The 26,133-nt window shown below is 61.8% G+C and carries 22 protein-coding genes; 7 read left to right on the top strand and 15 right to left on the bottom strand.

Features of this window, described 5'->3' with window-relative positions; genetic code table 11:
• The first annotated feature begins 10 nt into the window (after positions 1-10).
• Together cobS and ACXADQ_RS13175 are read left to right on the top strand one after the other, a co-directional pair.
• A complete protein-coding gene (cobS, locus tag ACXADQ_RS13180) occupies positions 11-982 on the top strand; it encodes a cobaltochelatase subunit CobS (protein ID WP_475321194.1) in 972 nt (323 codons plus the stop codon).
• Between the two features lie 132 nt (positions 983-1,114).
• Positions 1,115-1,510 (top strand): hypothetical protein, encoded by a 396-nt coding sequence (locus ACXADQ_RS13175; RefSeq protein WP_475321190.1) that lies wholly within the window; start codon positions 1,115-1,117, stop codon positions 1,508-1,510.
• Here the strand turns inward: ACXADQ_RS13175 and ACXADQ_RS13170 are convergent.
• Positions 1,507-2,280, bottom strand: coding sequence for a hypothetical protein (locus tag ACXADQ_RS13170; protein ID WP_475321186.1), 774 nt, complete (start codon positions 2,278-2,280; stop codon positions 1,507-1,509). The two genes, ACXADQ_RS13175 and ACXADQ_RS13170, sit on opposite strands and share 4 nt — an antisense overlap.
• Before the next feature lie 145 nt (positions 2,281-2,425).
• Between ACXADQ_RS13170 and cobT the strand changes: the two genes are divergently transcribed.
• From cobT to ACXADQ_RS13155, 3 genes are read left to right on the top strand one after another with little or no spacing between them, the layout of a single operon-like run.
• Complete coding sequence (cobT, locus tag ACXADQ_RS13165) at positions 2,426-4,303, top strand: cobaltochelatase subunit CobT (protein ID WP_475321184.1); 1,878 nt, start codon at positions 2,426-2,428, stop codon at positions 4,301-4,303.
• A gap of 16 nt (positions 4,304-4,319) precedes the next feature.
• Entirely contained in the window at positions 4,320-6,122 is a 1,803-nt protein-coding gene (locus ACXADQ_RS13160; protein WP_475321180.1) for an aminopeptidase P family protein, read from the top strand.
• Positions 6,123-6,177: 55 nt separating this feature from the next.
• Entirely contained in the window at positions 6,178-6,522 is a 345-nt protein-coding gene (locus tag ACXADQ_RS13155) for a DUF427 domain-containing protein (RefSeq protein ID WP_475321178.1), read from the top strand.
• On the opposite strand, the gene ACXADQ_RS13150 is transcribed toward ACXADQ_RS13155, so the two are convergent.
• Positions 6,519-8,207: a chloride channel protein gene (locus ACXADQ_RS13150; RefSeq protein ID WP_475321175.1), complete on the bottom strand. Its 1,689-nt coding sequence runs from the start codon at positions 8,205-8,207 to the stop codon at positions 6,519-6,521. The genes ACXADQ_RS13155 and ACXADQ_RS13150 overlap by 4 nt on opposite strands.
• An 86-nt stretch (positions 8,208-8,293) precedes the next feature.
• Between ACXADQ_RS13150 and ACXADQ_RS13145 the strand changes: the two genes are divergently transcribed.
• Positions 8,294-9,667 (top strand): FAD-binding oxidoreductase, encoded by a 1,374-nt coding sequence (locus tag ACXADQ_RS13145; RefSeq protein WP_475321172.1) that lies wholly within the window; start codon positions 8,294-8,296, stop codon positions 9,665-9,667.
• Between the two features lie 8 nt (positions 9,668-9,675).
• On the opposite strand, the gene recN is transcribed toward ACXADQ_RS13145, so the two are convergent.
• The 13 genes from recN to ftsW all read right to left on the bottom strand — a co-directional run bounded on the left by recN (position 9,676) and on the right by ftsW (position 24,781).
• The gene (recN, locus tag ACXADQ_RS13140; protein ID WP_475321168.1) at positions 9,676-11,325 is read right to left on the bottom strand and encodes a DNA repair protein RecN; all 1,650 of its coding nucleotides are present in this window, start codon (positions 11,323-11,325) and stop codon (positions 9,676-9,678) included.
• Between the two features lie 22 nt (positions 11,326-11,347).
• The gene (locus tag ACXADQ_RS13135) at positions 11,348-12,193 is read right to left on the bottom strand and encodes an outer membrane protein assembly factor BamD (protein ID WP_475321163.1); all 846 of its coding nucleotides are present in this window, start codon (positions 12,191-12,193) and stop codon (positions 11,348-11,350) included.
• Positions 12,194-12,316: 123 nt separating this feature from the next.
• A complete protein-coding gene (lpxC, locus tag ACXADQ_RS13130; RefSeq protein WP_475321159.1) occupies positions 12,317-13,237 on the bottom strand; it encodes a UDP-3-O-acyl-N-acetylglucosamine deacetylase in 921 nt (306 codons plus the stop codon).
• A 209-nt stretch (positions 13,238-13,446) separates the two neighbouring features.
• Complete coding sequence (ftsZ, locus tag ACXADQ_RS13125) at positions 13,447-15,105, bottom strand: cell division protein FtsZ (protein ID WP_475321155.1); 1,659 nt, start codon at positions 15,103-15,105, stop codon at positions 13,447-13,449.
• Positions 15,106-15,467: 362 nt separating this feature from the next.
• Positions 15,468-16,802 carry a cell division protein FtsA gene (ftsA, locus tag ACXADQ_RS13120; RefSeq protein ID WP_475321151.1) on the bottom strand — a complete coding sequence of 445 codons (1,335 nt, stop codon included), beginning with the start codon at positions 16,800-16,802 and terminating at the stop codon, positions 15,468-15,470.
• Between the two features lie 6 nt (positions 16,803-16,808).
• Positions 16,809-17,675, bottom strand: a complete 867-nt coding sequence (locus ACXADQ_RS13115; protein ID WP_475321147.1) for a cell division protein FtsQ/DivIB — start codon at positions 17,673-17,675, stop codon at positions 16,809-16,811.
• A complete protein-coding gene (locus ACXADQ_RS13110) occupies positions 17,663-18,577 on the bottom strand; it encodes a D-alanine--D-alanine ligase (protein ID WP_475321143.1) in 915 nt (304 codons plus the stop codon). The genes ACXADQ_RS13115 and ACXADQ_RS13110 overlap by 13 nt, the downstream gene beginning before the upstream one ends.
• Before the next feature lie 96 nt (positions 18,578-18,673).
• Positions 18,674-19,597, bottom strand: coding sequence for a UDP-N-acetylmuramate dehydrogenase (murB, locus tag ACXADQ_RS13105; RefSeq protein WP_475321138.1), 924 nt, complete (start codon positions 19,595-19,597; stop codon positions 18,674-18,676).
• Positions 19,584-19,847, bottom strand: a complete 264-nt coding sequence (locus tag ACXADQ_RS13100) for a DUF2484 family protein (RefSeq protein ID WP_475321134.1) — start codon at positions 19,845-19,847, stop codon at positions 19,584-19,586. The genes murB and ACXADQ_RS13100 overlap by 14 nt, the downstream gene beginning before the upstream one ends.
• The gene (locus ACXADQ_RS13095; protein ID WP_475321131.1) at positions 19,844-21,031 is read right to left on the bottom strand and encodes an APC family permease; all 1,188 of its coding nucleotides are present in this window, start codon (positions 21,029-21,031) and stop codon (positions 19,844-19,846) included. Before ACXADQ_RS13095 ends, ACXADQ_RS13100 begins: the two co-directional genes overlap by 4 nt.
• Positions 21,032-21,118: 87 nt before the next feature.
• Complete coding sequence (murC, locus tag ACXADQ_RS13090) at positions 21,119-22,519, bottom strand: UDP-N-acetylmuramate--L-alanine ligase (RefSeq protein WP_475321128.1); 1,401 nt, start codon at positions 22,517-22,519, stop codon at positions 21,119-21,121.
• Positions 22,520-22,523: 4 nt separating this feature from the next.
• Positions 22,524-23,618 carry a UDP-N-acetylglucosamine--N-acetylmuramyl-(pentapeptide) pyrophosphoryl-undecaprenol N-acetylglucosamine transferase gene (locus ACXADQ_RS13085; RefSeq protein ID WP_475321126.1) on the bottom strand — a complete coding sequence of 365 codons (1,095 nt, stop codon included), beginning with the start codon at positions 23,616-23,618 and terminating at the stop codon, positions 22,524-22,526.
• Positions 23,615-24,781 (bottom strand): putative lipid II flippase FtsW, encoded by a 1,167-nt coding sequence (ftsW, locus tag ACXADQ_RS13080; protein WP_475321124.1) that lies wholly within the window; start codon positions 24,779-24,781, stop codon positions 23,615-23,617. Before ftsW ends, ACXADQ_RS13085 begins: the two co-directional genes overlap by 4 nt.
• 157 nt (positions 24,782-24,938) lie before the next feature.
• On the opposite strand from ftsW, the gene ACXADQ_RS13075 reads away from it, so the two are divergent.
• Positions 24,939-26,114: a BaiN/RdsA family NAD(P)/FAD-dependent oxidoreductase gene (locus tag ACXADQ_RS13075; RefSeq protein WP_475321121.1), complete on the top strand. Its 1,176-nt coding sequence runs from the start codon at positions 24,939-24,941 to the stop codon at positions 26,112-26,114.
• Positions 26,115-26,133 lie beyond the last annotated feature (19 nt).

Here is a 26,133-nt window from a genome sequence, read left to right as displayed (position 1 = left end):
CACCCGCACTATGGAAACGAGCGCAAAACCCACCGAAGACATCTCTGTTCGCGAGATCTTTGGCATCGACACCGACATGACCGTTAAGGGCTTTGCCGAGCGTACCGACCGCGTGCCCGAAATCGACCCCACATACAAATTTGACCCGGACACCACGCTGGCCATTCTGGCTGGATTCTCGCGCAATCGTCGTGTGATGGTTCAGGGCTATCACGGCACCGGCAAATCCACTCATATCGAGCAAGTGGCCGCGCGCCTGAACTGGCCCTGTGTCCGTGTGAACCTGGACAGCCACATCAGCCGGATCGACCTGATCGGTAAGGACGCGATCAAGCTGAAAGACGGCAAACAGGTCACCGAATTCCACGAGGGCATCCTGCCCTGGGCCCTGCGCAACCCCACCGCCATCGTGTTCGATGAATACGACGCGGGCCGCGCGGACGTGATGTTCGTGATTCAGCGGGTCCTGGAACATGACGGCAAACTGACCTTGTTGGACCAAAACGAAGTGATCACCCCGAACCCCTATTTCCGCCTGTTCGCCACCGCGAACACGGTTGGTCTGGGCGACACCACGGGCCTGTATCATGGCACGCAGCAGATCAACCAGGCCCAGATGGACCGTTGGTCGCTGGTGGCCACGCTGAACTATCTCAGCCATGACGCCGAGACCCAGATCGTTCTGTCGAAGAACCCGCATTACAACACCGAAAGCGGTCGCAAAACGATCGCGCAGATGGTGACCCTGGCCGATCTGACCCGGACCGCCTTTATGAATGGTGATCTGTCCACGGTAATGAGCCCTCGAACCGTGATCAACTGGGCCCAAAACGCCGAGATTTTCCGCAATGTCGGCTATGCCTTCCGCCTGTCCTTCCTGAACAAATGTGACGAGCTGGAGCGCCAGACCGTGGCCGAATTCTACCAGCGTTGCTTTGACGAAGAGCTGCCGGAAAGCGCGGCCTCGATGGCGATGGTCTAAGACCCCATTAGAATATTTTTCGCGAAGCGGCCCCAATTCGGGGCCGTTTTTCGTTGTGTTAACAAAGTCGCAAAAGGATAGTTTTTATACTGCCCACTTGATACGCCGTTTTTTGACCGTAAAGTCTAAATCATGAGCAGTTTAAAAACTTATCTGGCAGGGCTTTTGCTGGGGGGTGCTTTAACCGCCCACACGTCGTCCGTGCAGGCGTTTTCAGCGGACGAACAGCTTAGATTCTTTGCGCAATGCGCGGGGCGGCTGTCTGCTCAGATGGAGTTTCAATGGATGTTCGACGGGGCTGCCTCGGAGCGCACCAAGATCGAGCGTCAAAACGTCATCGACATTCTGGACACGATGATCCCCGATGATCGCGGTCGCGAGGTGCTGCATTGGCGGATCGAGGCAAAACACGCGCAGGCCGTGCTTTTGCACACCAGCACATTTGGCCAGAATCAACGCCAATCACAAATGGCGGCCAAACTGGCCTTGCGTCACATGAATGAATGCCGCGCGTTGATGATCAGCTAGAACATGCGCTTGCCGTCACTTCCAGCGGGCGCCAACACAAAATCACTGCCTTCGCTCACAATCTGCCGCAACCCCTGCTCGGCATTCAAAATACGTTCGATATCAGATAGTTGCGGATGGTCTGCATGCAATATGCGGATCTGGCCATAGACCACAGGCGTGGCTGGCAGGCGGCAGTTATACGTCGCGGGCAACACATGCAAACGCGCGCCACTGTCCCACAATGCCTGCGCCAGAGGCCATTGATCGCCCCCCCCGGGGATGCGCATTTCCAAGACCTCCAGCCATCGCTTCGTGATGCGGCGCGCCGCCTTAGAGCCAGCGAAAAACAGCACCCCACCATTCCATTCTGGAAAAACCTGGGGGGCGGCGCGGTGCAGCCCCGGCGCCGGGTCCAGTCCCAGGAATCCGCGCTGGTCCGGGATCGAGGACTGCACGCCCAGACAATCAAAATGCTCCAGCAGCGCCCAAGCTTCGCTGAGCGCCCCAGCCACATAGGTGTCGTTGTCCAGATAAACGAACGGAGCGCCTTCATTCGCGGCCTCGCAAACCGCCCGGACTTTCATAAACGGATCATGCCAATCGCTGCTTTGGGCCTGTTGTTCCAAAATGCGCGACTCGACCGGCAAATCTGACAGGAAAGGTCGAAAGGGCGCGGTCGTATAGACGACAATCTGCGCCTCGGGGTGCTGGGCACGCACCGAGCCAACGGATTGCGCCAGCTGATCGGCGTATTTTTGCCCCCCATAAGCGCAATAAACGATTTTCATGGTTGCTCCTTGCGTGCTGGTTCGCAGCATAGGGGCATGGGGCGAAATGTGAAATATACGACCCAACGGGACATGCGCGGCCACTGGTCAATCTGCTCGGCCCGGATTAGGGTGCGGCGGTAGAAACTCGTAACCTCCGGCGCGCATGATGAAGAAATCAGACAACCCCGCAGATCCGTTCAAGAAAGCCCTGGCCGAAGCGACCAAGGTGCTGGCGGATGATGCCGATCTGAATGTGAATTACTCGGTCGATCCTGCTGGCATCGCCGGGGACACGATGCGCCTGCCGCAAGTGACCCGCCGCATGACCCGCGACGAGGTGCTGATCGCCCGTGGCACCGCCGATGCTCTGGCGATGCAGCGCAAATATCACGACAACGCGGTGCATGACCGCTATGCCCCGCCCGGCGACATGGCACGCAGCCTGTACGAGGCGATGGAAACCGCCCGCTGCGAGGCCATGGGCGCGCGCGACATGCCCGGCACGGCGGGCAATATCGACGCCAAAATTGATACCGAGGCCCGTCGTCTGGGCTATGATCAGATCACCCAGACCGCCGACGCGCCGCTGCATGTGGCGGCGGGCTATATGATCCGCCATCTGGCCACTGGCCGCGACATGCCTCCTGCTGCGCGCAATGTTCTGGATCTGTGGAGCGGCTTTATCGAGGATCAGGCCGGCGGCACGCTGGAGGACCTTCAAGACAAGCTGGCCGATCAGGCTGAATTCGCCAAATTCGCCCGTCAGATCATCGAGGATCTGGGCTATGGCGACCAGCTGGGCGATGATCCGGACGAGCCAGACGAAGAAGATCAGGACGATGCCGAGGACAGCGCGGAAGAGGAAGAAGATCCCGATTCCAGCGGTCAGGACGATCAGGAAGATCAGGACGCCGAGGCCGATCCCGAGCAATCTCAGGACGAAACCCAGGACAGCTCGGAGGCTCAGGTCACCACAGACGACATGGCCGATGACGAGATGTCGGACGAGGCCGAGCTGCCCGAGGGCGACGCTCCGCTGGAACCGCCGCCCCCTGCCCCTTTATCCGACGCAGACCCGAATTATTCGGCCTATAACACCGAACATGACGAAGAAATCCCCGCCGAAGAACTGGCCGAACCGGCCGAGCTGGAACGTCTGCGCGCCTATCTGGATCAACAGCTGGAGCCGCTGAAAGGCGCCGTTGGACGTCTGGCGAACAAGCTGCAACGCCGCCTTCAGGCGCAACAAAACCGTTCGTGGTTGTTCGACATGGAAGAGGGCATTCTGGACGCTGGCCGCCTGGCGCGCGTGGTCGCCAACCCCACGACGCCGCTGTCCTTCAAGGTCGAAAAAGACACCGAATTCCGCGATACCGTGGTGACGCTGCTGCTGGACAACTCGGGCTCGATGCGGGGGCGTCCGATCTCGATCGCGGCGATCTGTGCGGATGTTCTGGCCCGCACGCTGGAACGCTGCGACGTCAAGGTCGAGGTGCTGGGCTTTACCACCCGCGCATGGAAAGGCGGGCAAAGCCGCGAAAAATGGCTGGCCGAAGGACGTCCGCAAACCCCCGGTCGTCTGAACGATCTGCGCCACATCGTCTATAAAAAGGCCGATGCGCCCATGCGTCGGACCCGCAACAATCTGGGCCTGATGATGAAAGAGGGCCTGCTGAAGGAAAACATTGACGGCGAGGCGCTGGAATGGGCGCATCGGCGGATGCTGGCGCGGCCCGAACAGCGCAAGATCCTGATGGTGATCTCGGACGGGGCGCCGGTGGATGACTCGACCCTGTCGGTTAACCCCGCGAATTATCTGGAAAAACACCTGCGCGACGTGATCGCCATGGTCGAGAAAAAGAAATTCGTCGAACTGATCGCCATCGGCATTGGCCATGATGTGACGCGCTATTATCAGCACGCCGTCACCATCACGGATGTGGAACAATTGGCCGGGGCCATGACCGAACAACTGGCCGCTTTGTTCGATCAGGATCCACGCGCACGGGCGCGGATGATCGGGATCAAGAAGGCCGGCTAACCCCTTCGGAGGAGCGATGTTTCAAAGTTTCGAGGAAAGCTCGGACCCCAGTCAGGGGCCAGCGCGACTGGCGCAATTGCGCGCCCAGATGGTGCGCGAAGCTCTGGCCGGTTTCCTGATCCCGCGCTCGGACGTGCATCAGGGTGAATATGTCGCCCCGCGCGATGACCGGCTGTCCTGGCTGACCGGCTTTACTGGCTCGGCCGGGTTCTGCGCCGCCTTGCAGGACAAGGCGGGCGTGTTCATCGACGGGCGCTATCGCACCCAAGTCAAGGCGCAGGTCGATCCAGAGCATTTTCAACCCGTGCCCTGGCCAGAAACCCGCCTTGGCGATTGGCTGTTGGAACACCTGCCCCAGGGCGGCCAGATCGGATTTGACCCCTGGCTGCACACGGTTGAGGAGATCGAAGAGCTTGGCACCGTCCTGACCGGTTCTGGCATCACCTTGACACCTCAGGCCAACTTGGTGGATCGAATCTGGCCAGATCAACCCGCAGCGCCGCAAGGCCAGATCACCCCCTACCCCCAGCATCTGGCCGGGCAAGCCCACCACGACAAGCGCCACAGCATTGCGGCGGTTCTGGCCGAGGCCGGGCAGGAATTGACGGTGCTGACCCTGCCCGATTCCATCGCCTGGCTTCTGAACATCCGAGGCGCTGATATCCCGCGCAACCCGGTGCCGCATTGCTTTGCCATTCTGCACGACACCGGGCATCTGTCGCTGTTCGTGGACCCAGCCAAGCTGGATGATGCCGCGCGCTCCCATCTGGGTGCGCAGGTCACACTGCGCCCACCGTCGGCCTTCGCGGCGGCGCTGCGCTCGCTGACCGGGCCTGTGCGCCTGGATCGCGGCTCGGTCCCTGTGCAGGTCCAACGAGAACTGACCGAGGCCAACGTCCCGATCATTTGGGCGCAGGATCCTTGCGTATTGCCCAAAGCCTGCAAATCAGACGCCGAGATCGCCGCCACGCGCGAGGCTCACCTGACCGATGCCGCCGCGATGTGCGAATTCCTGAGCTGGTTTGATGCGCAACCCGCCGGCAGCCTGACCGAAATCGATGTCGTTCAGGCGCTTGAAGGATACCGGCGCGCCACCAACGCCTTGCTGGATATCAGCTTTGATACGATCTCGGGGACGGGACCGAACGGTGCTGTGATCCACTATCGCGTTACGCAGACCACAAACGCCCGGCTTGAGGACGGGCAGTTGCTGGTACTGGACAGCGGCGGGCAGTATCTGAACGGCACCACAGACATCACCCGCACCCTGCCCGTCGGGACGGTGGGCGCCGAGGAAAAAGCCTGCTTTACCCGCGTGCTGAAAGGCATGATCGGCATCTCGCGCCTGCGCTTTCCGCGCGGGCTGGCGGGCCGAGATCTGGATGCGATTGCCCGCTATCCGCTGTGGCTGGCCGGATTGGATTACAACCACGGCACCGGGCATGGCGTCGGCGTTTACCTCTGCGTGCACGAGGGACCGCAACGGCTGAGCCGCGTGTCTTCGGTGCCGCTGAAACCAGGGATGATCCTGTCGAACGAGCCAGGCTACTACCGCGAAGGGGCCTTTGGCATTCGCATCGAAAACCTGATCGTCGTGCAAGACGCACCTGCCATGGACGGCGCAGATGACCGTCCGATGCACAGCTTTGAAACGCTGACATGGGTGCCGATTGATCGCCGGCTGATCGACACGACCCTTTTGTCTTCGGACGAAATTTCATGGCTGAACGCCTATCACGCGGCCTGCCGCGACAAAATCGTCCCTCGGTTAACCGGGGACGCTGCGATATGGTTGCGCCAAGCGACAGAACCGCTGTGACATCTGCCTGTCACAAAAGCGGTCGATAACCCAAAAAACTCCGGGGAGACGGACAATGGGCAAAGATATGACAATTCGCAACGCCGAAGGCACCTGGGTGGTGCGCGCAGGTGGTGCCGTGCTGGGCGAAACCCGTAACGCCTTGGAAGTAAACGAAGAAGGATTGGCCTCGGTGGTGTATTTCCCGCGCGATGACATCGCCATGGCGTTCCTGGACAAGACCGAAAAGGTAACCCACTGTCCTAAAAAGGGCGATGCCACGCATTATTCGATCGTGACGAAATCCACCACCTTGAAGGACGCCGCCTGGAGCTATGAGGCCCCGTTTGACGCGGCGGATCGGATCAAGGGCTATCTGGCCTTCTACGAATTTGACACGCTGGCTGTTGAGCGCCTTTAAGAATGTTCCTCGGCCGCGGTGGCGGCCAGGGCACGGTTAAACGCCTTCAACGCATCCACATGGAACAGGGCGCCCCGAATATGGGGCGCTTCATCGTTCTGGCCCTTGTGAATGACTGGCAGGAAGGGCGTTCCGGCCTTTTCGAACAGGGGCATGGCCTGTTCCAGCGTTGCTTTGCCCTCGATGAAAATCCCGTCCTCAACCATCTCGGCGCATCTGGTTGGATCGGCGGCGCCCGGCTCCTCGGGTTTGCGCATCAGCGTGTCGGCGCGGAACATGGCCAGCAAGTAGGCCTGCGGGCCAGCGGCCAAATGGATGTCGCGCCGTTCCAGCTGGGTCAAAAAGAACGACCGGTCCACCAAACGCGAGGCCAGCGCCGTGGACAGCGACACCGCCACCATCACCGCCAGCCCAGTTTGCCAATCCCCGGTCAATTCGAACACGATCATGGTGGTCGATATCGGCGCGCCCAGAACGGCGGCGGCCACGGCCCCCATCCCGGCCAGGGCGTATAACGTATGCGACCCCGAGACCTCGGGGAATATGCCGGTGGCGATCAGGCCAAAGGCCAGGCCCGTCAGCGCCCCCACCATCAGCGCGGGCGAGAACATGCCGCCCCCCATCCGCCCCGCCATGGTGATCGCCACGGCGATCACCTTGAGAATGGCGAACACGATGGCCTCGTGCCACAACAACTGACCCGTCAGCGCCGCCGAGGTTGTTTCATACCCGACCCCAATAATATGCGGAAACGCGATGGCCAGCGCCCCCAGCAGTGCTCCTGACAACGCGGGCCGCAACCATCGGGGCATTTTGGTGCCCGCCTGGATCTGATTGGCCATGTCCTCGGCGATGAAAACGGTGCGCATCAGGATGAACGCCACAAATCCACACAGCAGACCCAGCATCAGGAAGGCGGGCAATTCCACGTAGAATTCCAAGGTGTTGCCCTCGGGCAGGTGAAACTCGGTGACCCCGCCAAACTCGATCCGATTGATGATCGTTCCGGCCACGCTGGCGATCACGATGGGGGCAAAGGCGTGCACAGCAAAATGGCGCAAAACGACCTCGAGCGCGAACAGAGCCCCGGCAATGGGCGCGTTGAAACTGGCCGACACGGCGGCGGCCACCGCGCAGCCCAACAAGTCGCGCCCGGTGATCCCATCCGCATGCAGCCGTTCGCTGACCCAGGACGAAATAACCGAGGCCATATGCACAACCGGCCCCTCGCGCCCGGTGGATCCGCCGGTGGACAGCGTGATCAGCGACGCAAAGGCCGAGGCGACGCCCGCCTTGCCCTCGACCCGGCCGTCATGCATGGCCGCGCCCTCGATCACATCCGCGACCGAGCGCACCCGCCCATCCGTCGTGAAAACATGCAAGATCACGCCAGTGATCAGCCCGCCCAGGATGGGCAAAAGCAGGATCCAATACCACGGCAAGGATTCCGCATGACTGTGCAAATGCGCCACGTCATCGGTGCGATACAGCGTGGCCTGTATCCAATCGATGCCTTTGCGAAAAAACAGCGCCGCAAAGCCGGCTGCCACCCCAATCGCCAGCGCGATCAGCCAAAACTGGAACTGGCTGGGCCCCTGTCGGCGTACCAGATCAATCGCATCGCGCCCGGCCTGAACCGTCTGCCCGGCGGCGCTGGCCAGCACTTTTCCCAGTTGTAGCGGCATTAACCTTCCCCGTGCTAGAGGTGATATTCCCTTTTCGGCATCGCCCGCATAGCCTAGTGTTTCAACGCACCATCCGGAGGAACGTCATGACCATCCAGACCGCGCTAGTCGAGCTTTCGAACTTACTAGGCCAACGCCTCAGCCGGTCCAAGTCCGATCTGGAACAACACGGTGCTTCGGAAACGCATTTTCCGCTGACGCCCCCGGATGGGGTAGTGTATCCCGAGACTGCCGAAGAAGTCAGCGAGATCGTGAAGATTTGTGCCGCGAACGGCTGTCCTGTTGTTGGGTGGGGGGCAGGAACCTCGCTCGAGGGACAGGCGCAGGCGTTTTCGGGCGGAATCTCCATCGATTTTCGGAACATGAACAAGATCTTGCGCCTGTCGCCCGAGGATATGGATGTCTCGGTGCAGCCCGGCATTACCCGCGAAGAGCTGAACACCGAACTGCGCGCAACGGGGCTGTTTTTCCCGGTTGATCCGGGCGCGAATGCGTCGATCGGGGGGATGGCCTCGACCCGCGCCAGCGGCACCACGGCAGTGCGCTATGGCACCATGCGCGACAATGTTCTGGGCCTACAGGTGGTCACGGCGGACGGACGCATCATTCGCACCGGAACACGCGCGCGCAAATCCAGCGCGGGCTATGATCTGACGGGCATGTTTGTCGGCGCCGAGGGGACGCTGGGCCTGATCACCGAGCTCACCCTGCGCCTGCGCGGCCAGCCCGAAGCCATCACCGCCGCCGTCTGCGCCTTTGACCGGATCGAGGACGCGGTGAACGCGGTTATCGACACCATCCAGATGGGCATTCCCATGGCGCGGATCGAATTCGTGGATGCCGCGACCGCCGCCGCCTTCAACGGCTATTCAGGATCCCAGATGCCCGAAAGCCCGCATCTGATGGTCGAGTTCCATGGCTCAGAGGCCGGCGTTGAAGAGCAAGCCGAGACCTTTGGCGAAATCGTTGCTGACCATGGGGGCAAAGGGTTCGAATGGGCCACCAAGCCCGAGGATCGCACCGCGCTGTGGACCATGCGCCACCACGCACATTGGGCGGTTTTGGCCTCCAAACCCGGGGCCAAAGCACTGGTCACCGATATCTGCGTGCCGATTTCGCGCCTGGCGGATGCGGTCAATGAAACCCGCGCTGACATCCAGGCCTCGCCCATCACCGGGCCGATCCTGGGCCACGTGGGCGATGGCAATTTCCACGCAATCCTGCTGTTTGACGATCAAAACCCGACCGAGGTCAAAGCGGTCGAGGACCTGTCTCACCGCATGGTGGAACGCTCTTTGTCGATGGGGGGCACCGCCACCGGGGAACACGGCATTGGTGTGGGTAAGAAACGATACATGGCCGCCGAACATGGCGACGCCTGGGACATTATGGGCGATTTGAAACGCGCGCTGGACCCTCAGAACATCATGAACCCGGGTAAGTTGGTTCCTGGCAACTGATAGGGAAATTAGCCCGCCAGCAGGGCCTTTGCGGCACCGCGCGCCTCGGGGGTGATGGTGTCGCCGGACACCATGCGCGCGATCTCGTCCACGCGGTCATCCTGTGTCAAAGGCACAACGGTCGAGGTGGTCACGTCGTTTTCCACGCGCTTTTCCACGCGCCAATGATGGGCCCCCAACGCAGCCACTTGCGGCGAATGGGTGACAACCAGCACCTGACCGTCAGCCGCCAATGCCGCCAACCGACGCCCTACAGCATCGGCTGTGGCTCCGCCAACTCCGCGATCGATCTCGTCAAAAATCATGGTGATGCCCGATTGCTGCTGGCTCAGGCAGACCTTCAGCGCCAACAGGAACCGGCTAAGCTCGCCGCCCGAGGCGATTTTGGCCAGCGGCCCCGAGGGCGCGCCCGGGTTGGTCGCAACGGTGAAGGCCACCAGATCGGTGCCGTCCGGCCCGGCCTCGGTCGCGTCAATCTGGGTGCAAAACACTGCGCGCTCCATCTTCAGCGGCGCCAGTTCCGTGGCGACGGCTGCGTCCAGCGCTTTGGCGGCTTGGTTCCGGGCCGTGCTGAGGCGTTTCGCAGCGCCAGCATAGCCCTCTTCGGCCGCGGCCAATTCGGTGCGCAACCGGCCCAGATCGGCGTCGCCCTGATCAAGTGCGTGCAATTTGCCCCGTAAATCATCCGCGAAACCGCCCAGATCATCGGGCAACACGTTGTGCTTGCGGGCTGCGGCGCGGATGGCAAACAGGCGCTCTTCGGCCTGCTCCAGTTCGTAGGGGTTGAAGTTCAGTGCATCCAACGCGCTTTCCACGCCCGAAACGGCCTCGGACAGCTCGGCGAACGAGCGCCCAAGCGCCTCGATCGGTGTATCCAGCGTGCCTTCGGCCTTGTCGGCAACCCCTTCCAACCAGCGCATCGCGTCGCCCATCGCGCCCTCGGCCCCGTCATGACCCAACGCAGCCAGAGCCCGCGCAACATCTTCGCGGATCTTTTCGGCGCCCTGCATCATGCGCCGCTGCGTGTCCAGTTCGCTTTCCTCGCCGGGTTCTGGCGCCAGTTTGTCTAGTTCGTCCACGGCGTGACGCAGGAATTCCTCTTCCTTGCGCACCTCTTCTAACGCAGCCTCGGCCTGGCTTAGGGCCTTGCGCCGTGCCGAGACATCCCGCCAGGCCGCGCGAACCTCGGCCTGCAGCTCGGCATAGGCGCCGAATTCATCCAGCAGCGCCCGGTGGCCGCGCGGATCCAACAACCCGCGATCATCATGCTGGCCATGCAGTTCGATCAGCGTATCTGACAGCGCGCGCAGCACCTCGCCCGAGCAACGCCGATCATTCACCCAAGCAGTTTTCCGCCCGTCCTTGCGATTCACGCGGCGCAGGATCAACTCGTCCCCGGCGGGCAGGCCAGCCTCGTCCAGCACCGCATGGGCAGCGTGGTCTGCGGGCAGGTCAAACTCGGCTATGACCTCGCCCTGCTCGGCCCCGCTGCGCACCAGTTCAGCCCGACCGCGCCAGCCCAGAACAAACCCCAGCGCGTCCAGCAGGATGGATTTCCCTGCGCCCGTTTCCCCGGTCAGCACGTTCAGACCCGGCTGGAACTCGAGCTCCAACCGATCAATGATCAGCAAATCGCGGATTTCCAGGCTGCGCAGCATTCCGTCACCTTTCGCTGGTGGGTCAGAGCCACTCGCCCTTGATCATCTGACGATAGACCTGGGCCAGCCAGTTATTGCCGAAGGATTTCAGTTCCAGCCCCTGCGCGGTCAGCAGCTTATAAGAGGCTTCGTACCACTCGGTCGATCTGAAATTGTGCCCCAGAATGGCCCCCGCGGTTTGCGCCTCGGCGGTCAGGCCCAGCGACAGATAGGCCTCGACCAGACGGTGCAGCGCCTCGGCGGTGTGGCTGGTGGTCTGGAAATCCTCGACCACAACGCGGAACCGATTGATCGCAGCAGTATAGTGATCGCGGCGCAGATAGTAGCGCCCGACTTCCATTTCCTTACCGGCCAGATGGTCAAAGGCCAGATCGAATTTCAGAATGGACGAGCGCGCATATTCCGTATCCGGATAGCGTTCAATCACAGTGCGCAGGGCTTGCAGCGCCTGAAAGGTCAGGCCCTGATCGCGCCCCACGTCGTCGATCTGATCGTAATAGCTGAGCGCCAGGATATATTGCGCATAGGCCGCATCATCCGATGCCGGGTAAAAATCCACATAGCGTTGCGCGGCGGCGCGGCTTTCTTCGTATTGCTTGGCCCCGTGATGGGCAAAGGCCTGCATGATCAACGCCCGCTGCGCCCAATCTGAATAGGGGTACAGGCGCTCGATCTCGCCGAAATAGCGGGCGGCATCCTCGGGACGGTTGCGTTCCAGTTCAAACTCGCCACGGCCAAAAATCTGTTCGGCAGTGTAAAGTTCCAGGTCAACATCGCCTCTGTTGACGCGTCCTGCACCGCTGCATCCCGCCAGCACACTGGCCAGAACCAAGCCCAAGAGAATTTTCCGGGATCCGACGCCTGTCATGCCTTGTTATTCCTCGTCTGAATTAGTGAGGCAATTTGCCCACTGCTCAGACAGGTCCTAGCACAGAATTTTCCGGTGCAAAACGCCTTTGGCAGGAAATGGCCGCTTGACGCGTGCATGACGTCAGGCGACAGCGGGCATCTCGTTTAGATGCGCACCAACACCGGGCAGACGCGCCATTTTACCCGCGTCACAGGCCACCATGCGGTAGGTGCTGACATCTGCATACATCGCGCGCAGCAGATCATTCGTCATCGCGTGCCCCGCACGATACCCGGTATAGCGCCCAAGGATCGGGGCCCCGGCCAAAGCCAGATCCCCCAATGCATCCAGCATTTTGTGGCGCACGGGCTCGTCCGAGTGCCGCAATCCACCGGGGCTGAGCACCTTGTCCCCTTCGACCACAACCGCATTCATCAGCGTGCCGCCCAGAGCCAGGCCGTTTTCGCGCATGTAATCCACGTCTGCCTTGCGGCAGAAGGTCCGGCTGTCGCACAGCTCGCGCACAAAAGACCCATTGGCCATTTTCAGCGTCTTGTGCTGAACGCCAATGGCGGCGTCTTCGAAATCGATGTGAAAATCGATGGTTAGATCCAGGCCCGGTTCCAAACGCGCCCAGGCCTCGCCTTTGCGCACCTCGATGGGTTTCAAAATCTCGATGGCCTGAACCGGCAGGCCCTGGTCCACCAGCCCGCGTTGCAGGATGGCCCGCACAAAGATGGCCGAGCTGCCGTCCAAGATCGGAACTTCGGGGCCGTTCACTTCGATCAGGGCATTGTGAACACCGCATCCGGCCAAAGCGGCCATGATATGTTCGACAGTGGACAGGCTGACGCCATCCGCATTTTCCAGCCGGGTGCACAGCGGCGATTGATTCACCGCGTCCCACAGCGCCGGGATCATTGCATCCCGATCAGAAACATCACTGCGCTTGAACCAAATTCCGTATTCCGGCGCGGCCGGATGTACGATCATCTTGGCGGGTTCACCCGAGTGCAGGCCCGTCCCCGTAAAGGTGATCGGTGATTTCAACGTGCGTTGCAATGTGTGTCCCCAGACATAATGCGGCAGCTTAACTTAACGTGTGCATATCATTAGAGCGCGCGCCCGAGTCCCTCAACTCAATCTTTGTAACGCATTGAAACATGGCTGAAACACACTGGCGCATTTCTGCCTACGCCATGAATAAGCCATTGAATTACAATAAAAAAGGCCACCCAACGGGCGGCCTTTCAGATCATATGAACCTAAGGTCAGTTGGCCTGACGGCGCAGGAATGCGGGGATTTCGATGCGTTCCTGATCCGGGTCAACGGCCTGTTCTGCATCAGGGGCCTTAACCTCGGGCTGCTGACGCGCGGTGGCCTGGGGGGCCTGCTCATGGCCGTGGCCAGTCATGCGGTTGATCAGCGAGTTGATACCAAAGCGCGAGCGATCTGCCTCGGGCTGCGGTGCCGGAGCCTCGGCCGCGGGGGTCACAACAGGGGTGCGCGGCGCGGGGTTGGAGGGTGCTTTTTGCACAGCGGCTTGCAGACGGGCCAGTGCCTCGGGCGACGGGGTGCCAGCTGCCGGAGCCTTGGGCGCGACAAAGCTGTCGGGCGTTTCCTCGACCACATCAGGCTGCGGACGGAACTCGGACGCTTGCGGGCGATAGGCCGGCGGCGGCAGGTCGTCGCTGCTGGCGTAATCCTCTTCATAGGTTTCGTCCATCGCCACGGAAGCCGCCGGAGCTTGCGGCGCTGCCGGAGCAGGCGCGGGCGCAGGGGTTTCCATGCCAGTGAACAGCGAAGGCTCTTCGACCGGTGCCGCCGGGGCGACAGGCGCGGCAGGCGCTGCGGCCACAGGTGCCGGTGCAACGGGCTCGGCCGGTTTTTCTTCGGCGCTGACGGTCTGGGTCAGCGGCGCGGCCATCGAACGGCGCGGGACCGGGATGTCCGAGACCACTTCCGAGGCATCGATACCCGTGGCGACAACGCTGACGCGCATCTGGCCGTCCATCTCGGTGTCCAGAGTCGAGCCAACGATGATGTTGGCATCGGGATCCACCTCTTCGCGGATGCGGTTGGCGGCTTCGTCCAGTTCGAACAGGGTCAGGTCGTGGCCACCGGTGATGTTGATCAGAACGCCCTTGGCGCCGTTGAGGCTGATTTCGTCCAGCAGCGGGTTGGCGATGGCCTTTTCCGCAGCCTGGATGGCGCGATCTTCGCCGTCTGCCTCGCCGGTGCCCATCATGGCCTTGCCCATTTCATCCATGACCGAGCGCACATCCGCAAAGTCAAGGTTGATCAGGCCGGGCTTGACCATCAGGTCGGTCACGCCCTTCACACCTTGGTACAGCACGTCATCGGCCAGGCTGAACGCTTCGGTAAAGGTGGTTTTTTCATTGGCCAGACGGAACAGGTTCTGGTTTGGAATGATGATCAGCGTGTCGACCATCTTTTGCAGGGTTTCCACGCCTTCCTCGGCCTGGCGCATCCGTTTGGCGCCTTCGAACTGGAAGGGTTTGGTGACAACGCCCACGGTCAGAACACCCAGCTCGCGTGCGGCCTGAGCGATGATCGGCGCGGCCCCGGTGCCGGTGCCCCCGCCCATTCCAGCGGTGATAAAGCACATATGCGCGCCCGCCAGATGATCGACGATCTGTTCGATGCTCTCTTCGGCAGCAGCAGCCCCAACACTGGCACGGGCGCCCGCGCCCAGACCTTCGGTAACCTTCACGCCAAGCTGCACCCGGCTTTGCGCCTGGCTTTGTTGCAGCGCCTGCGCATCCGTGTTGGCCACGACGAAGTCAACACCGGCCAGTTCCTGCCGGATCATGTTGTTCACTGCGTTGCCGCCTGCCCCGCCGACACCGAACACGGTAATACGAGGTTTCAATTCTTCCTGACCGGGCACCGAAAGGTTCAATGTCATTGATCTGTCCGCCTGATGTTGTCCTGCCTTGAGCAGGTGGTTTTTCTGCCTATTAACGCCCATTGTTACCGACAACCATAGGGATCGTCACGCAAAAAACGCAAAAAGCCCACAAAATATGGGCTCTGAGGCGCATTCATTCGCGGGATTTTGCCGATTCCCCAATATTTCGCGGGTGATCCGAATCCCAACACAAAAGATCCCAGTGCCCGCACCAGAACTATGCCGGAGAACCGTGTGGATATGGGGGCATGCTCGATCGCCCGAATGTCCGGCGTCAGGCACCGGTTGTGCAAATTCTAGACCGCGCGGCGGCGCGCGTCACCCCCCAAATCACTCAGAGCGACGCCAATTCCAAGCACTTACCAATTATCGCGGAACCATTTGACCGCGCGACGCAGGGACCGGGCCGGATAGCCTTCAACCGGCAAATCAAAATCCCACCACTCGTCCTGAGGATGCGCGGCGAACAGGCACAGACCCACGGCGCTGGCAAATCCCGGGCCAGTTGCCGCCTGCGGCAAACCATGAACGCGCAAAGGACGCCCCAAGCGCACCTGATGACCCAGAACACGGCTGGCCAGCCCGTCCAATCCCGGGATCTGACTGCCTCCGCCGGTCAGCACGATCTGTTGGCTGGGCAGATGATCAAATCCGGCCGCATCCAAGCGCGCGCGCACCTCTTCCAGGATTTCCTCGATCCGAGGCCGCATGATCCCGATCAATTCGGCCCGGCTGACGGTGCGCCGGTCGTGTTCCCAGTCTCCGGTATCGCCTTCCAGATCGATCATTTCACGATCATCCATACCCGTCGCGACGACCCCGCCATAAAAGGTCTTGATCCGTTCGGCCGTGGTAAAGGGCACAGACAACCCCATCGAAATGTCACCGGTCACGTGATCTCCGCCCATGCGCACGGTGTCGGCATAGATCATGTGTTTTTTCATGAAAATCGACAGGCTGGTCGCCCCACCGCCCATGTCAATGCAGGCGGCGCCCAGCTCTTGTTCGTCCTCGACCAGCGCCGAAATTCCCGCCACATAGGCCGAGCTGGCGATCCCAGCCAGTTCAAGATCGCAGCGTTTCACACAATGCGCCAGGTTGCGCACAGCCGTTGCGTCCACGGTCAGCATATGCATGTCGGTGGACAGCGTATTGCCGATCTGCCCGCGCGGATCCGACAGGCCCGAGCGATGATCCAGCGCAAAGTTCACCGGCTGCGCGTGCAGCACTTCGCGCCCTTCGCCATAGTCAGGCACGTCACACGCAGCCATCACCCGGCTGACGTCATCTTCGGAAACCACGTTGCCCTCGACATCAATTGCCCCGGCCAGACCATAGCTGCGCGGCTCGGCCCCGGCAAAGGCGGCAATCACGTGATCCACGCGGATATTGGCCATTTTCTGTGCCGCCTGCACCGCCGTGCGGATCGCGCGTTCGGTTTCCTGCATGGCGTCGATTTCACCAAAACGCACCCCGCGCGAGCGGGTTGTCGCCGCGCCGATCACCCGAAATCCGGCCTGTCCCGCCATGGGGCCCACGCCCTCGGCCTCTTTCAGGCGGTCCGAGCCGTCAAAGCGCAGCACCAGACACCCGATCTTCGAGCTGCCAACGTCCAGAATGGCAATCACGCCGCGCTGCATGGCCGCCTTTCGCATGTTCCGCATTGCGCGTTGCGCTTCGTATAGCTGGGTCATGGTCCGTCAGTCTCCTGCACTGATCTTCTTGATTTTCCACCATTGCTGCACGGCCTCGGGGTTCATCCGAATGGTCGGCCGCGCGGCGATCCGCATATCCACATGGGCCAGATCGCGCGCCATCATGTCCTGGGATTGGTTCAGCACCAGAACCCGCTCCAGCGCCTGCACCGGGTTTTCAACCGGCAGCAAAATGCGCTGGCCACGGTCCAGAACGACGTCCCAACGGCGTTGACCGATCCGCTCCAGCCCGCGCACACGCGAGGCCAGAGGGCCGGTTGCCGCCAAAATCTGCTTGGCCTCGGCAACGGCTAGGTCAGCCCCCGCACCGGCCACAACGGGCAAATCCGCATGGATCGCACGCGACGTTGCTTCGCCCACATAGTGGCCATCAATGTCCAGTTGCACCAACCCCTGCGCCGAGCGCCACAGGATCACCGGGACCCGCTCGCTCAGATCCACCTGCAAAACGCCACCGGGTTTGATGCGCACGCTGGCATCGGCGATGGCGGGCAGTTGCAGGATGGTTTCGCGGATCTCGGACAGCGACAGATCAAACGAGCTGATCGGGAAATCAATCGCCACGATCTCGCGGATGTCTTCGGCGATTTCGGGACCAGCGCCGTCGATGGCCATCAGTTTGACCTCGAATTCGGGACGCGATTCAATCTGTTTGCGCACGTCCAGAACGGCCAGCCGGATGGAATCCACGCGGTCTTCGTCGGACAGGTAGATTGTTGTTGCGCCCGCCGCGATGGCAAAGGGCAAACCAATACGCAGCAGTCCGCGCACCAAGGGCGTCAGCATCATCCGCTGCATCCGGTACGCCAGACGCGAGGGCGCAGGATCGGCCTTGGGCATCACCTGTTGCATGAGGCATCCTCCACCAACCAGCGACACAGCGCGCCGAAACTGATCCCGGCCTTTTCGGCCTGTTCAGGCGACAGAGATGTGGGCGTCATCCCCGGTTGCGTGTTGGTTTCCAGCAGGATCAACCCGTCCAACCCGCGGCGTTCATCCCAGCGGAAATCGGTGCGGCTGAGCCCCTTGCAGCCCAAGGCATCATGCGCGCGCAAGGCATAATCCAGGCAGGCATCGAAAATCTCGGCCGGAATATCAGCGGGCACAACATGGTGCGATCCGCCCTCGGCGTATTTGGCGTGATAGTCATACCAGCCATCCGTCACGATATCGGTCACGGTCAGCGCGCGGTCGCCCATCACCGTGGTCGTCAGCTCGCGCCCGGGCACGTATTGTTCCACCATCACCGTGTCGGGCATGTCTTCGTTCAAACTGGGCGGCGCGTTGGCGGCCTCTTGCACGATATAGACCCCGACCGAGGAGCCTTCGTTATAGGGTTTCACCACGTAGGGCGGGGCCATCACGTGGCGCGCCTCGACCTCGGGTTTTTCGGCCAGAATGCTGTCGGCCACGGGCAGGCCATGGGCGCGATACACCTGCTTGGTACGCTCTTTGTCCATCGCCAGAGACGAGGCCAGCACCCCAGAATGGGTGTACGGGAGGCCCATCCATTCCAGCATCCCCTGCACACAGCCATCCTCGCCCCAGCGGCCATGCAGGGCGTTGAACACCACATCCGGTTTGATTTCAGACAGTTGCGCAGCCAAGTCGGGGCCGGCATCGACCTCGATCACTTGGAATCCTTCATCCCGCAAAGCAGCTGCGCATTCGCGCCCAGAGGACAGGGACACCTCGCGCTCAGCCGAGGGACCGCCCATCAATACCGCCACTTTCGGGGTTGCCCTGCTCGACATACCCACACTGTGCCTCAAGTTTCAGGCCGTCATTGCGGCCCATTTATTGCTTTGATGACCTGTCTTTGCAGGCCTGAAACGGGGTTTTGGTGCCCCTTAAACTGCGGCCGGTTCGCCGACACGCATGATTTCCCATTCTAGCGTGATCCCTTGAGAATCGTAAACCTTTTTTCGCACCTCTTCGCCCAATCCTTCGAGGTCCGCCGCCGTGGCTGCCCCCGTATTGATCAGGAAGTTCGAGTGTTTTTCGCTCATCTGGGCACCGCCGCGGGTGGCCCCGCGCATCCCGGCGTTGTCGATCACCTTCCAGGCCTTCAGGTCATGCACATCATCCGCGCGCCCCGTACTGGAAAAGCCCGCCGGGTTGCGAAAGGTGCTGCCTGCGCTGCGATCCTTGGTGGGTTGGGTTTCGTCGCGTTTTTGCAGCTGCGCCTGCATCCGGTCCGCCAGTTCCTGTGGATCGCCTGCCGGTCCCTCGAACGTGGCTTCAAAGATCACCATGCCGTCGGGCAGGTTGGATTGACGGTATTGAAATTGCAGATCCTCGGCGCCAAGCGTGACGATCTGGCCATCCCGCGTCACCGCGCGCGCCTGCGCGAACACATCCGCTACGTACGATCCATAGCACCCCGCGTTCATCCGCACCGCGCCGCCGATGCTGCCCGGAATGGTGCGCAAGAAGGTCAGGTCCACGCCCGCCTCGGCCGCTTTGCGCGCCACATGCGCATCCAGCGCGGCTGTCCCGGCGGTGACGCGATTGCCCGTTACCTCGATGCTATTGAAACCGCGCCCCAGCCGGATCACCACGGCGCGCAAGCCACCATCACGCACGATCAGGTTTGAGCCCACACCCATCGGAAACACCGGAACCTCAGGATCCAAAGAGGCCAGAAACGCCTGCAAATCCTCAACATCCGCGGGCTGAAACAGCCAATCCGCCGGACCGCCCACACGCAGCCAAGTCAGCTCGGACAGGGGTTTGCCGGGGGTCAGACGACCGCGCACCTCAGGCATCTGCATCTTTGGTCTTTCCTTTTCGCTTGATCCAGCGGAACAGATAAATCACCGGCCAGCGCAACACGGACATGGCCGCGATCAGAAGCACCCCGCCGATCCAGGGACCATGCAGATAAACCACCGCGCCCAGAATGGGAATGCCCACCGCGATCAACACATAGGCAAAGGGCCAGTGATGGCGTTTGCTGGGCACCATGGCGCCCAGATTGGCGACCACGAACCACAATAGTGCAAGGGTTAGGGCCCAGGTCATCCCATGCCTCCGATGCTGACAATCAACGCAGCGCCGGCCAGGATCACACCCACAACCGGCACATAGGTGGGCACGCGAAATGGCGCGTCGGGCTCGGCCCGTTTGACGGCGATCAGCGCCAGGTTCACCAGAACGAACACGCTGAGTAGCAGGGTCGAGGTCATCTCGGCCAGCGAGGCAATCGGCAAGGTGGCAGCGGCGAAAATCACAATCGCCCCCAGCAATCCGGTGGCCAAAACTGGTGTGCCGAACCGGGAATGCGCATGATGGAACGGGCGCAAGATCACATAGCGTTTGCCCAGCCCGAACAGCACCCGGCTGGCCATCACAATCTGCGCCAGCACACCGTTCAGCGCGGCCACAACCGCGATCAGCGCAAAGTAATTCGCGCCGGTGTCGCTATGGGCCTGCCAGACCAAAACCAAGGGGCGTTCCGAGGCGGACAGCTCTTCAAGCGGGACAGCGCGGATGGCGGCAAAGCTGACCAGCGCATAGATCACGCTGGTGACGACCAAGGACAACAAGATCGCGCGGGGCATGGTGCGGGTGGGGTTTTCCACCTCTTCGGCCATGTTCACGATGTCCTCGAAGCCGATAAAGGCAAAGAAGGCCAGAACCGCCGCCGCGCCGATACCCGACCAGACCGGAACATCAGGCACCGTGAAATCCGGCGTGGCCTCGGCGCCGAAACCGGCCCAGACCACCAGCGCCAGACCCGCCAGCTCGACCACGGTAAAGATCGCGGCGAGGGCCATGCTTTCCAACACACCCAGAATCGCGACGATGGTCAGCGCCGCACCGACCCCGATGATGGCCCAGACGCTGGGCACCTCGAGCACCGAAGTCAGATAGCCCACCCCGCCGCGCAGCACAGCCGCAGCCGACACCGTGCCCGCCATGACGATGGCCAGCCCCACGATCAGCGCGACCAGGGGAATGCTGAAGCCCTTGGCGACATAGGCTGCCTCGCCCGCGGCCTCGGGGATGCGCGTGGAAAATTCGGAATAGCTAAGCGCCGTGGGGGCCGCGATCAGCCCCGCGATCACAAAGGCCAAGGGAGACCAGATCCCCGCCTGATCGGCCACGGCACCCACCAGAACATAGATGCCGGCCCCCACCATGACGCCCACGCCATAGGCCGTCAGCAGCCCAAGCCCGATCCGTCGTTTCAATGCGTCCGCCATTTGCGCCCCCTTTGATCAGATCGCGCGGGTCTATTCATGCCGATCCCGCGCGGTTGGTCCAGAGTTTCCAAGGCGCAGAGTGTCGCGTTACCCCTGCCCCAAACGTGCGGGCAGCCCATGCGCCCAAGCGCTGATCGTGCCCGCGCCCAGACAGACGACCATGTCGCCGGGTTTTGCTTCGGCGCGCACCAGCGCCTCCAGATCATCTTCGGAGGTCACGGCCAACGCGTGCCGGTGCCCATGTTGGACCAGCCCCGCAACCAGATCATCGCGGCTGGCGCCCTCGATGGGGTCCTCACCAGCAGCAAAAACCTCGGCGATGCCGACAACATCCGCATCGTTGAAACAAGCGCAGAAATCCTCGAACAGGGAATGCAGGCGGCTGTAGCGATGCGGCTGGTGCACGGCGATCACCCGGCCCTCGGTGGCTTGACGCGCGGCTTTCAGAACGGCCGCGATTTCCACAGGGTGGTGGCCGTAATCGTCGATGATGGTGACGCCGTTCACCTCGCCCACCTTGGTAAAGCGACGGTTCACGCCCTTGAACGCGTCCAGCGCGTCGCGGATTTCCTCGGCCTTCATGCCCAGATGACGGGCGACGGCCACGGCGGCCAAGGCGTTGGACACGTTGTGATCCCCCGGCATCGGCAGACGGCAGTTTTCAATCGTGATGCCTTCGGCCTGCAACTGGATATCGAAATGCGCGACGCCTTTTTTGTAGGTCAGGTTCGCAGCGCGGACATCCGCCTGTGCGTTAAACCCAAAGGTCACGACGCGGCGATCGGTGATCTTGCCGACCAGGGCCTGCACCTCGGGGTGATCAGTGCAGCACACGGCCAGACCGTAAAACGGGATGTTGGAGACGAAATCCAGAAAGCCCTGACGCAGGTTTTCGATCGTGCCCCAGTGTTCCATATGCTCGGGGTCGATATTGGTGACGATGGCGATGGTGGCGGGCAGACGGTTGAAAGTGCCGTCAAATTCGTCAGCCTCGACCACCATCCATTCGCCCTCGCCCATGCGTGCGTTGCTGCCATAGGCGTGGATGATGCCGCCATTGATCACGGTCGGGTCCACGTTGCCCGCATCCAGCAGGGTCGCGACCATGGTGGTGGTCGTGGTTTTGCCATGCGTCCCGGCAACGGCGATGTTGGATTTCAGGCGCATCAGTTCGGCCAGCATTTCAGCGCGGCGCACGACGGGCAAGCCCAGGCGGCGGGCCTCGTCCAGTTCAGGATTGCCCGGTTTGATCGCGGAGGAGATCACGATGACCTCGGCCCCTTCCAGATTGTCAGCGCGCTGGCCTTCGAAAATGGTGGCGCCCATGCCAGCCAGACGGTCGGTGATTTTGCTGGTCTTCAGGTCGCTACCCTGAACGATATAGCCATGGTTCAGCAGCACCTCGGCGATGCCGGACATGCCGATCCCGCCGATGCCCACGAAATGGATGGGGCCCACATCGGTGGGCAGCTTGGTTGCTGCGTTCATCGTATCAGTCCTTCTTTGCCAGCGCCGTGACCATCTGCACCAGCTCTTCGGTCGCTTCGGGTTTGCCACAGCTGAGCGCGGCATTCGCCATCATCTGTGCGCCTTGGGGGTTGGTCAGCACGGTGGCTATTTGCTCTGCCAGCGCGGAAAGCTCAAGCCGCTTTTCGGGGATCAGGATCGCCGCACCGGCATCGACCAGCCCACGAGCATTGGCGGTTTGGTGGTCCCCGGTGGCCGCTGCAAAGGGCACCAGAATGGACGGGCGCCCGATTACGCTGATATCGGCTACGCTGGACGCGCCCGAGCGCGAGATCACCAGCTGCGCCTCGCTCATCCGGGTGGGCACGTCGTTGAAAAAGGGCTGCACATCGGCGGCAATGCCGTGATCAGAATAGAATTGTGTGACGCGGTCGAAATCCTCGTCGCGGGCCTGATGACTGACACGGACATATTGCAACAGCTCGGGCGGAAGCGCAGCAATCGCGCCTGGCACCACGTCTGACAGGATACGCGCGCCCTGAGATCCGCCCATCACCAGGATCGACATCGGATAGTCACCGGGGCTGATATAGCCCGCGCCCGCGCGGTCATGCACAGCCTTGCGCACCGGGTTGCCCGTGTGGTGCCCTTCGATCCCGTCGGGCAGATCGGTGGGCCAGGTGCCACAGGCCACGGCGTCCACCCGCTTGGCGAAAATCTGGTTCACACGGCCCAGAATGCCGTTCTGTTCATGGATCATCCGCGGCAGTTTCAGAAGGGTCGCGGCGCCAATCGCCGGGATCGACGGATAGCCGCCAAAGCCCACCACGACGGCTGGCCGGTCGCGCTTCATCCGCCAGACCATGCCCAGAACCCCGCCCAGAATGCGAAAGGGCACGACCGCCTTGGCTAGCAGCCCCCCACGCGCAAACGTCGCGCTGGAAACCTGTTCAATTTCAACCGAGTGCGGGAAACCGCCGGTGTAGCGGGCACCACGCGCATCGGTGGACAGTTTTACGCGCCAGCCCCGGCGCAGCATGGCCTCGGCCAGGGCCTGCGCAGGAAACATGTGGCCACCGGTCCCCCCGGCAGCGATCACCAGCAAAGGCTGCGTGCTCATTTGTAGCGTCCTCGTAGAATATCACCGATCTCGCCCTGCGGACGGGTGCGGGTAAAGGCCAGCAGCATCCCCACGGCAATCCCGCCCGCAATCAGGGACGAGCCCCCATAGCTGACGAATGGCAGGGTCATGCCCTTGGCGGGCAGCAGGCGCACGGCCACGCCCATGTTGATCATCGCCTGCACACCGAACATCGCGGCCAGACCAGTGCCGGCCAGACGGATGAACGGGTCACGTTCCTTCATCAGGCGGAAGAAACTGCGCAGCACGATCACCGAGTAGAGCGCGATGATGCACAGCACCAGGATCAGCCCGTATTCCTCGGCCGCGACGGCGATGATGAAATCGGTATGCGCATCAGGCAGCGACCATTTCACCGCGCCTTCGCCCACGCCGACGCCGAAAAAACCGCCCTCTTGGATGGCGTTGGTGGCATAGCCCAGCTGCGTGGTCGGATCGACCTCGGGGGACAGAAAACCATCGATGCGGCGGGCAAAGTGTTCCGAGTTGTTATAGGCGAACGTCCCCGCCAGCACGACCAGCCCGGCCATGCCCACCAGCAACAGCATCGGTGCCCCGGCAACGAAATACATCACGCCCCAGCCAAACAAGACCAGGCTGGCCTGCCCGAAATCAGGCTGCAGCGCCAGAATGGTGACGATCACCACCGCCAACCCAAAGGACCACATCCGCCCCGGAGGGCCGTTGATCTCTTGCGCGGCCGCCAACAGCCACGCAGCCACGATGATAAAGGCGGGTTTCAAAAACTCAGAAGGCTGCACGCTGGCAAAGCCCAGCGAATACCATCGCACCGCGCCCTTGCCGAAATCCGTGCCGAAAATCGGCAGCCCCAGCAACGCGATGAAGGACAAAACAAAGCCCAGCACGGCCAGACGGCGCACCATCACCGGCCCCATCATCGAGGTGATCAACATCACCGACAGGGAAATTCCGCCGAAAAAGGCTTGGCGCTGCACATAGTGAAAGGGCAGAAATCCGTTCTTTTCGGCCAAGGGTGGCGAGGCCGCAAAGCCCAGCAACAGCCCGACCCCAAACAAGATCAGAACACAGGACATCGACCATTTGTCGATCGTCCGCCACCATTTGGGAAGTACGGGCTCGCCCTGCCTTACAGGCACCGAGCCATAGACCATCTCAGTCATGGGATACCGCCGTTTCTGCCTCTGCTTCGCCCCTTTGCGGGGTCTGATCCCATAAGTGTACCGAATCACGCGGGTTTGGGCCAGCGATAAAAGCCCGCGATGACCCGCCGATCAGCAAGCCCTTGCCAATTTGCGTCAGTTCAGGCAGGCGAGGCGCATGGACTATAACACGCTGATCCTTGGCGCCGGAGCCGCCGGCCTGATGTGCGCCGCCCATGCAGGGGGGCGTTGTCTGGTGTTGGATCACGCCAAATCCCCAGGCGAGAAGATCCGCATTTCCGGCGGCGGGCGCTGCAATTTCACCAACATGTATGCCGAGCCGGGAAATTTCCTGTCCGCCAACCCGCATTTCGTGAAATCCGCACTGGCGCGCTATACCCAGTGGGATTTCATCGATCTGGTCGGGCGCCACGGCATCGCCTGGCATGAAAAAACGCTGGGACAGCTGTTTTGTGATGGCTCGGCCAAGCAAATCGTCGCCATGCTGCTGGAGGAAGCAGCCAAAGCAGATGCCACCGTCTGGCTGGAGGCCAGCATCATCGAGGTCGCCCGCGACGAAAGCGGGTTTCGCGTGATCACCGAAAACAACGGTCGGCGCAAAACCGTGACCGCCCGCAATCTGGTGGTGGCCACGGGCGGGAAATCCATCCCCAAAATGGGCGCGACCGGGCTGGCCTATGATATCGCGCGCCAGTTCGGGCTAAGCGTGACCGAAACCCGCCCCGGATTGGTGCCGCTGACCTTTCCGCCCGAACGTTTCGCGGGTCTGGCCGGGGTTGCGCTGCCCGTGCGTATGATGGCTGGCAACACCAGTTTTGACGAAAACATGCTGTTCACCCATCGCGGCATTTCGGGGCCTGCGGTGTTGCAGATTTCTTCGTTCTGGCGCGAGGGACAGGACATTTCCGTGAACCTGCTGCCCGGTGCGGTCGCGTTTGATACGCTGCGCGCCCTGCGCCAATCGGCGGGGCGCAAGAACCTGTCCACCATGCTGGGCCAGATCCTGCCCGCGCGCCTGGCCGATCATCTGAGCACAGACTGGAATCTGACCGGAAACCTGGCCGATCAAAGCGACAAATCCCTGCGCGCGCTGGCCGACCAGCTACACAGCTGGACGCTCACCCCTGCCGGTTCCGAGGGCTATCGCACCGCCGAGGTGACATTGGGCGGCATCGATACCGACGGGCTAAACTCGGCCACGATGGAGGCCAAAACCGTTCCGGCGCTGTATTTCATCGGCGAGGCGGTGGACGTGACCGGCTGGCTTGGCGGTTTCAATTTCCAATGGGCCTGGTCATCGGGATGGGCCGCCGGACAGGCGATCGCAAAATAATGGGCAAAGCAGGGGCGCT

The sequence above is a fragment of the Thalassovita sp. ABM4_323 genome (assembly GCF_056158665.1).
The sequence above is the reverse complement of the archived record's forward strand: the minus strand, read 5'-3'. Positions and strand labels throughout refer to the sequence as shown.

Excerpts from the sequence above, each read along its gene's own strand:
- ACXADQ_RS13085 (WP_475321126.1), bottom strand. The coding sequence starts at position 23,618 with ATGAGCACGCAGCCTTTGCTGGTGATCGCTGCCGGGGGGACCGGTGGC.
- cobS (WP_475321194.1), top strand. The coding sequence starts at position 11 with ATGGAAACGAGCGCAAAACCCACCGAAGACATCTCTGTTCGCGAGATC.
- ACXADQ_RS13155 (WP_475321178.1), top strand. The coding sequence starts at position 6,178 with ATGGGCAAAGATATGACAATTCGCAACGCCGAAGGCACCTGGGTGGTG.
- ftsW (WP_475321124.1), bottom strand. The coding sequence starts at position 24,781 with ATGACTGAGATGGTCTATGGCTCGGTGCCTGTAAGGCAGGGCGAGCCC.
- ACXADQ_RS13115 (WP_475321147.1), bottom strand. The coding sequence starts at position 17,675 with ATGCAACAGGTGATGCCCAAGGCCGATCCTGCGCCCTCGCGTCTGGCG.
- ACXADQ_RS13170 (WP_475321186.1), bottom strand. The coding sequence starts at position 2,280 with ATGAAAATCGTTTATTGCGCTTATGGGGGGCAAAAATACGCCGATCAG.
- murB (WP_475321138.1), bottom strand. The coding sequence starts at position 19,597 with ATGCAGATGCCTGAGGTGCGCGGTCGTCTGACCCCCGGCAAACCCCTG.
- recN (WP_475321168.1), bottom strand. The coding sequence starts at position 11,325 with ATGCTGCGCAGCCTGGAAATCCGCGATTTGCTGATCATTGATCGGTTG.
- ACXADQ_RS13175 (WP_475321190.1), top strand. The coding sequence starts at position 1,115 with ATGAGCAGTTTAAAAACTTATCTGGCAGGGCTTTTGCTGGGGGGTGCT.
- ACXADQ_RS13095 (WP_475321131.1), bottom strand. The coding sequence starts at position 21,031 with ATGGCGGACGCATTGAAACGACGGATCGGGCTTGGGCTGCTGACGGCC.
- cobT (WP_475321184.1), top strand. The coding sequence starts at position 2,426 with ATGATGAAGAAATCAGACAACCCCGCAGATCCGTTCAAGAAAGCCCTG.
- ACXADQ_RS13100 (WP_475321134.1), bottom strand. The coding sequence starts at position 19,847 with ATGACCTGGGCCCTAACCCTTGCACTATTGTGGTTCGTGGTCGCCAAT.
- ftsA (WP_475321151.1), bottom strand. The coding sequence starts at position 16,802 with ATGACCCAGCTATACGAAGCGCAACGCGCAATGCGGAACATGCGAAAG.
- ACXADQ_RS13160 (WP_475321180.1), top strand. The coding sequence starts at position 4,320 with ATGTTTCAAAGTTTCGAGGAAAGCTCGGACCCCAGTCAGGGGCCAGCG.
- ACXADQ_RS13150 (WP_475321175.1), bottom strand. The coding sequence starts at position 8,207 with ATGCCGCTACAACTGGGAAAAGTGCTGGCCAGCGCCGCCGGGCAGACG.
- murC (WP_475321128.1), bottom strand. The coding sequence starts at position 22,519 with ATGAACGCAGCAACCAAGCTGCCCACCGATGTGGGCCCCATCCATTTC.
- ACXADQ_RS13110 (WP_475321143.1), bottom strand. The coding sequence starts at position 18,577 with ATGTCGAGCAGGGCAACCCCGAAAGTGGCGGTATTGATGGGCGGTCCC.
- ACXADQ_RS13075 (WP_475321121.1), top strand. The coding sequence starts at position 24,939 with ATGGACTATAACACGCTGATCCTTGGCGCCGGAGCCGCCGGCCTGATG.
- ACXADQ_RS13135 (WP_475321163.1), bottom strand. The coding sequence starts at position 12,193 with ATGACAGGCGTCGGATCCCGGAAAATTCTCTTGGGCTTGGTTCTGGCC.
- ftsZ (WP_475321155.1), bottom strand. The coding sequence starts at position 15,105 with ATGACATTGAACCTTTCGGTGCCCGGTCAGGAAGAATTGAAACCTCGT.
- ACXADQ_RS13145 (WP_475321172.1), top strand. The coding sequence starts at position 8,294 with ATGACCATCCAGACCGCGCTAGTCGAGCTTTCGAACTTACTAGGCCAA.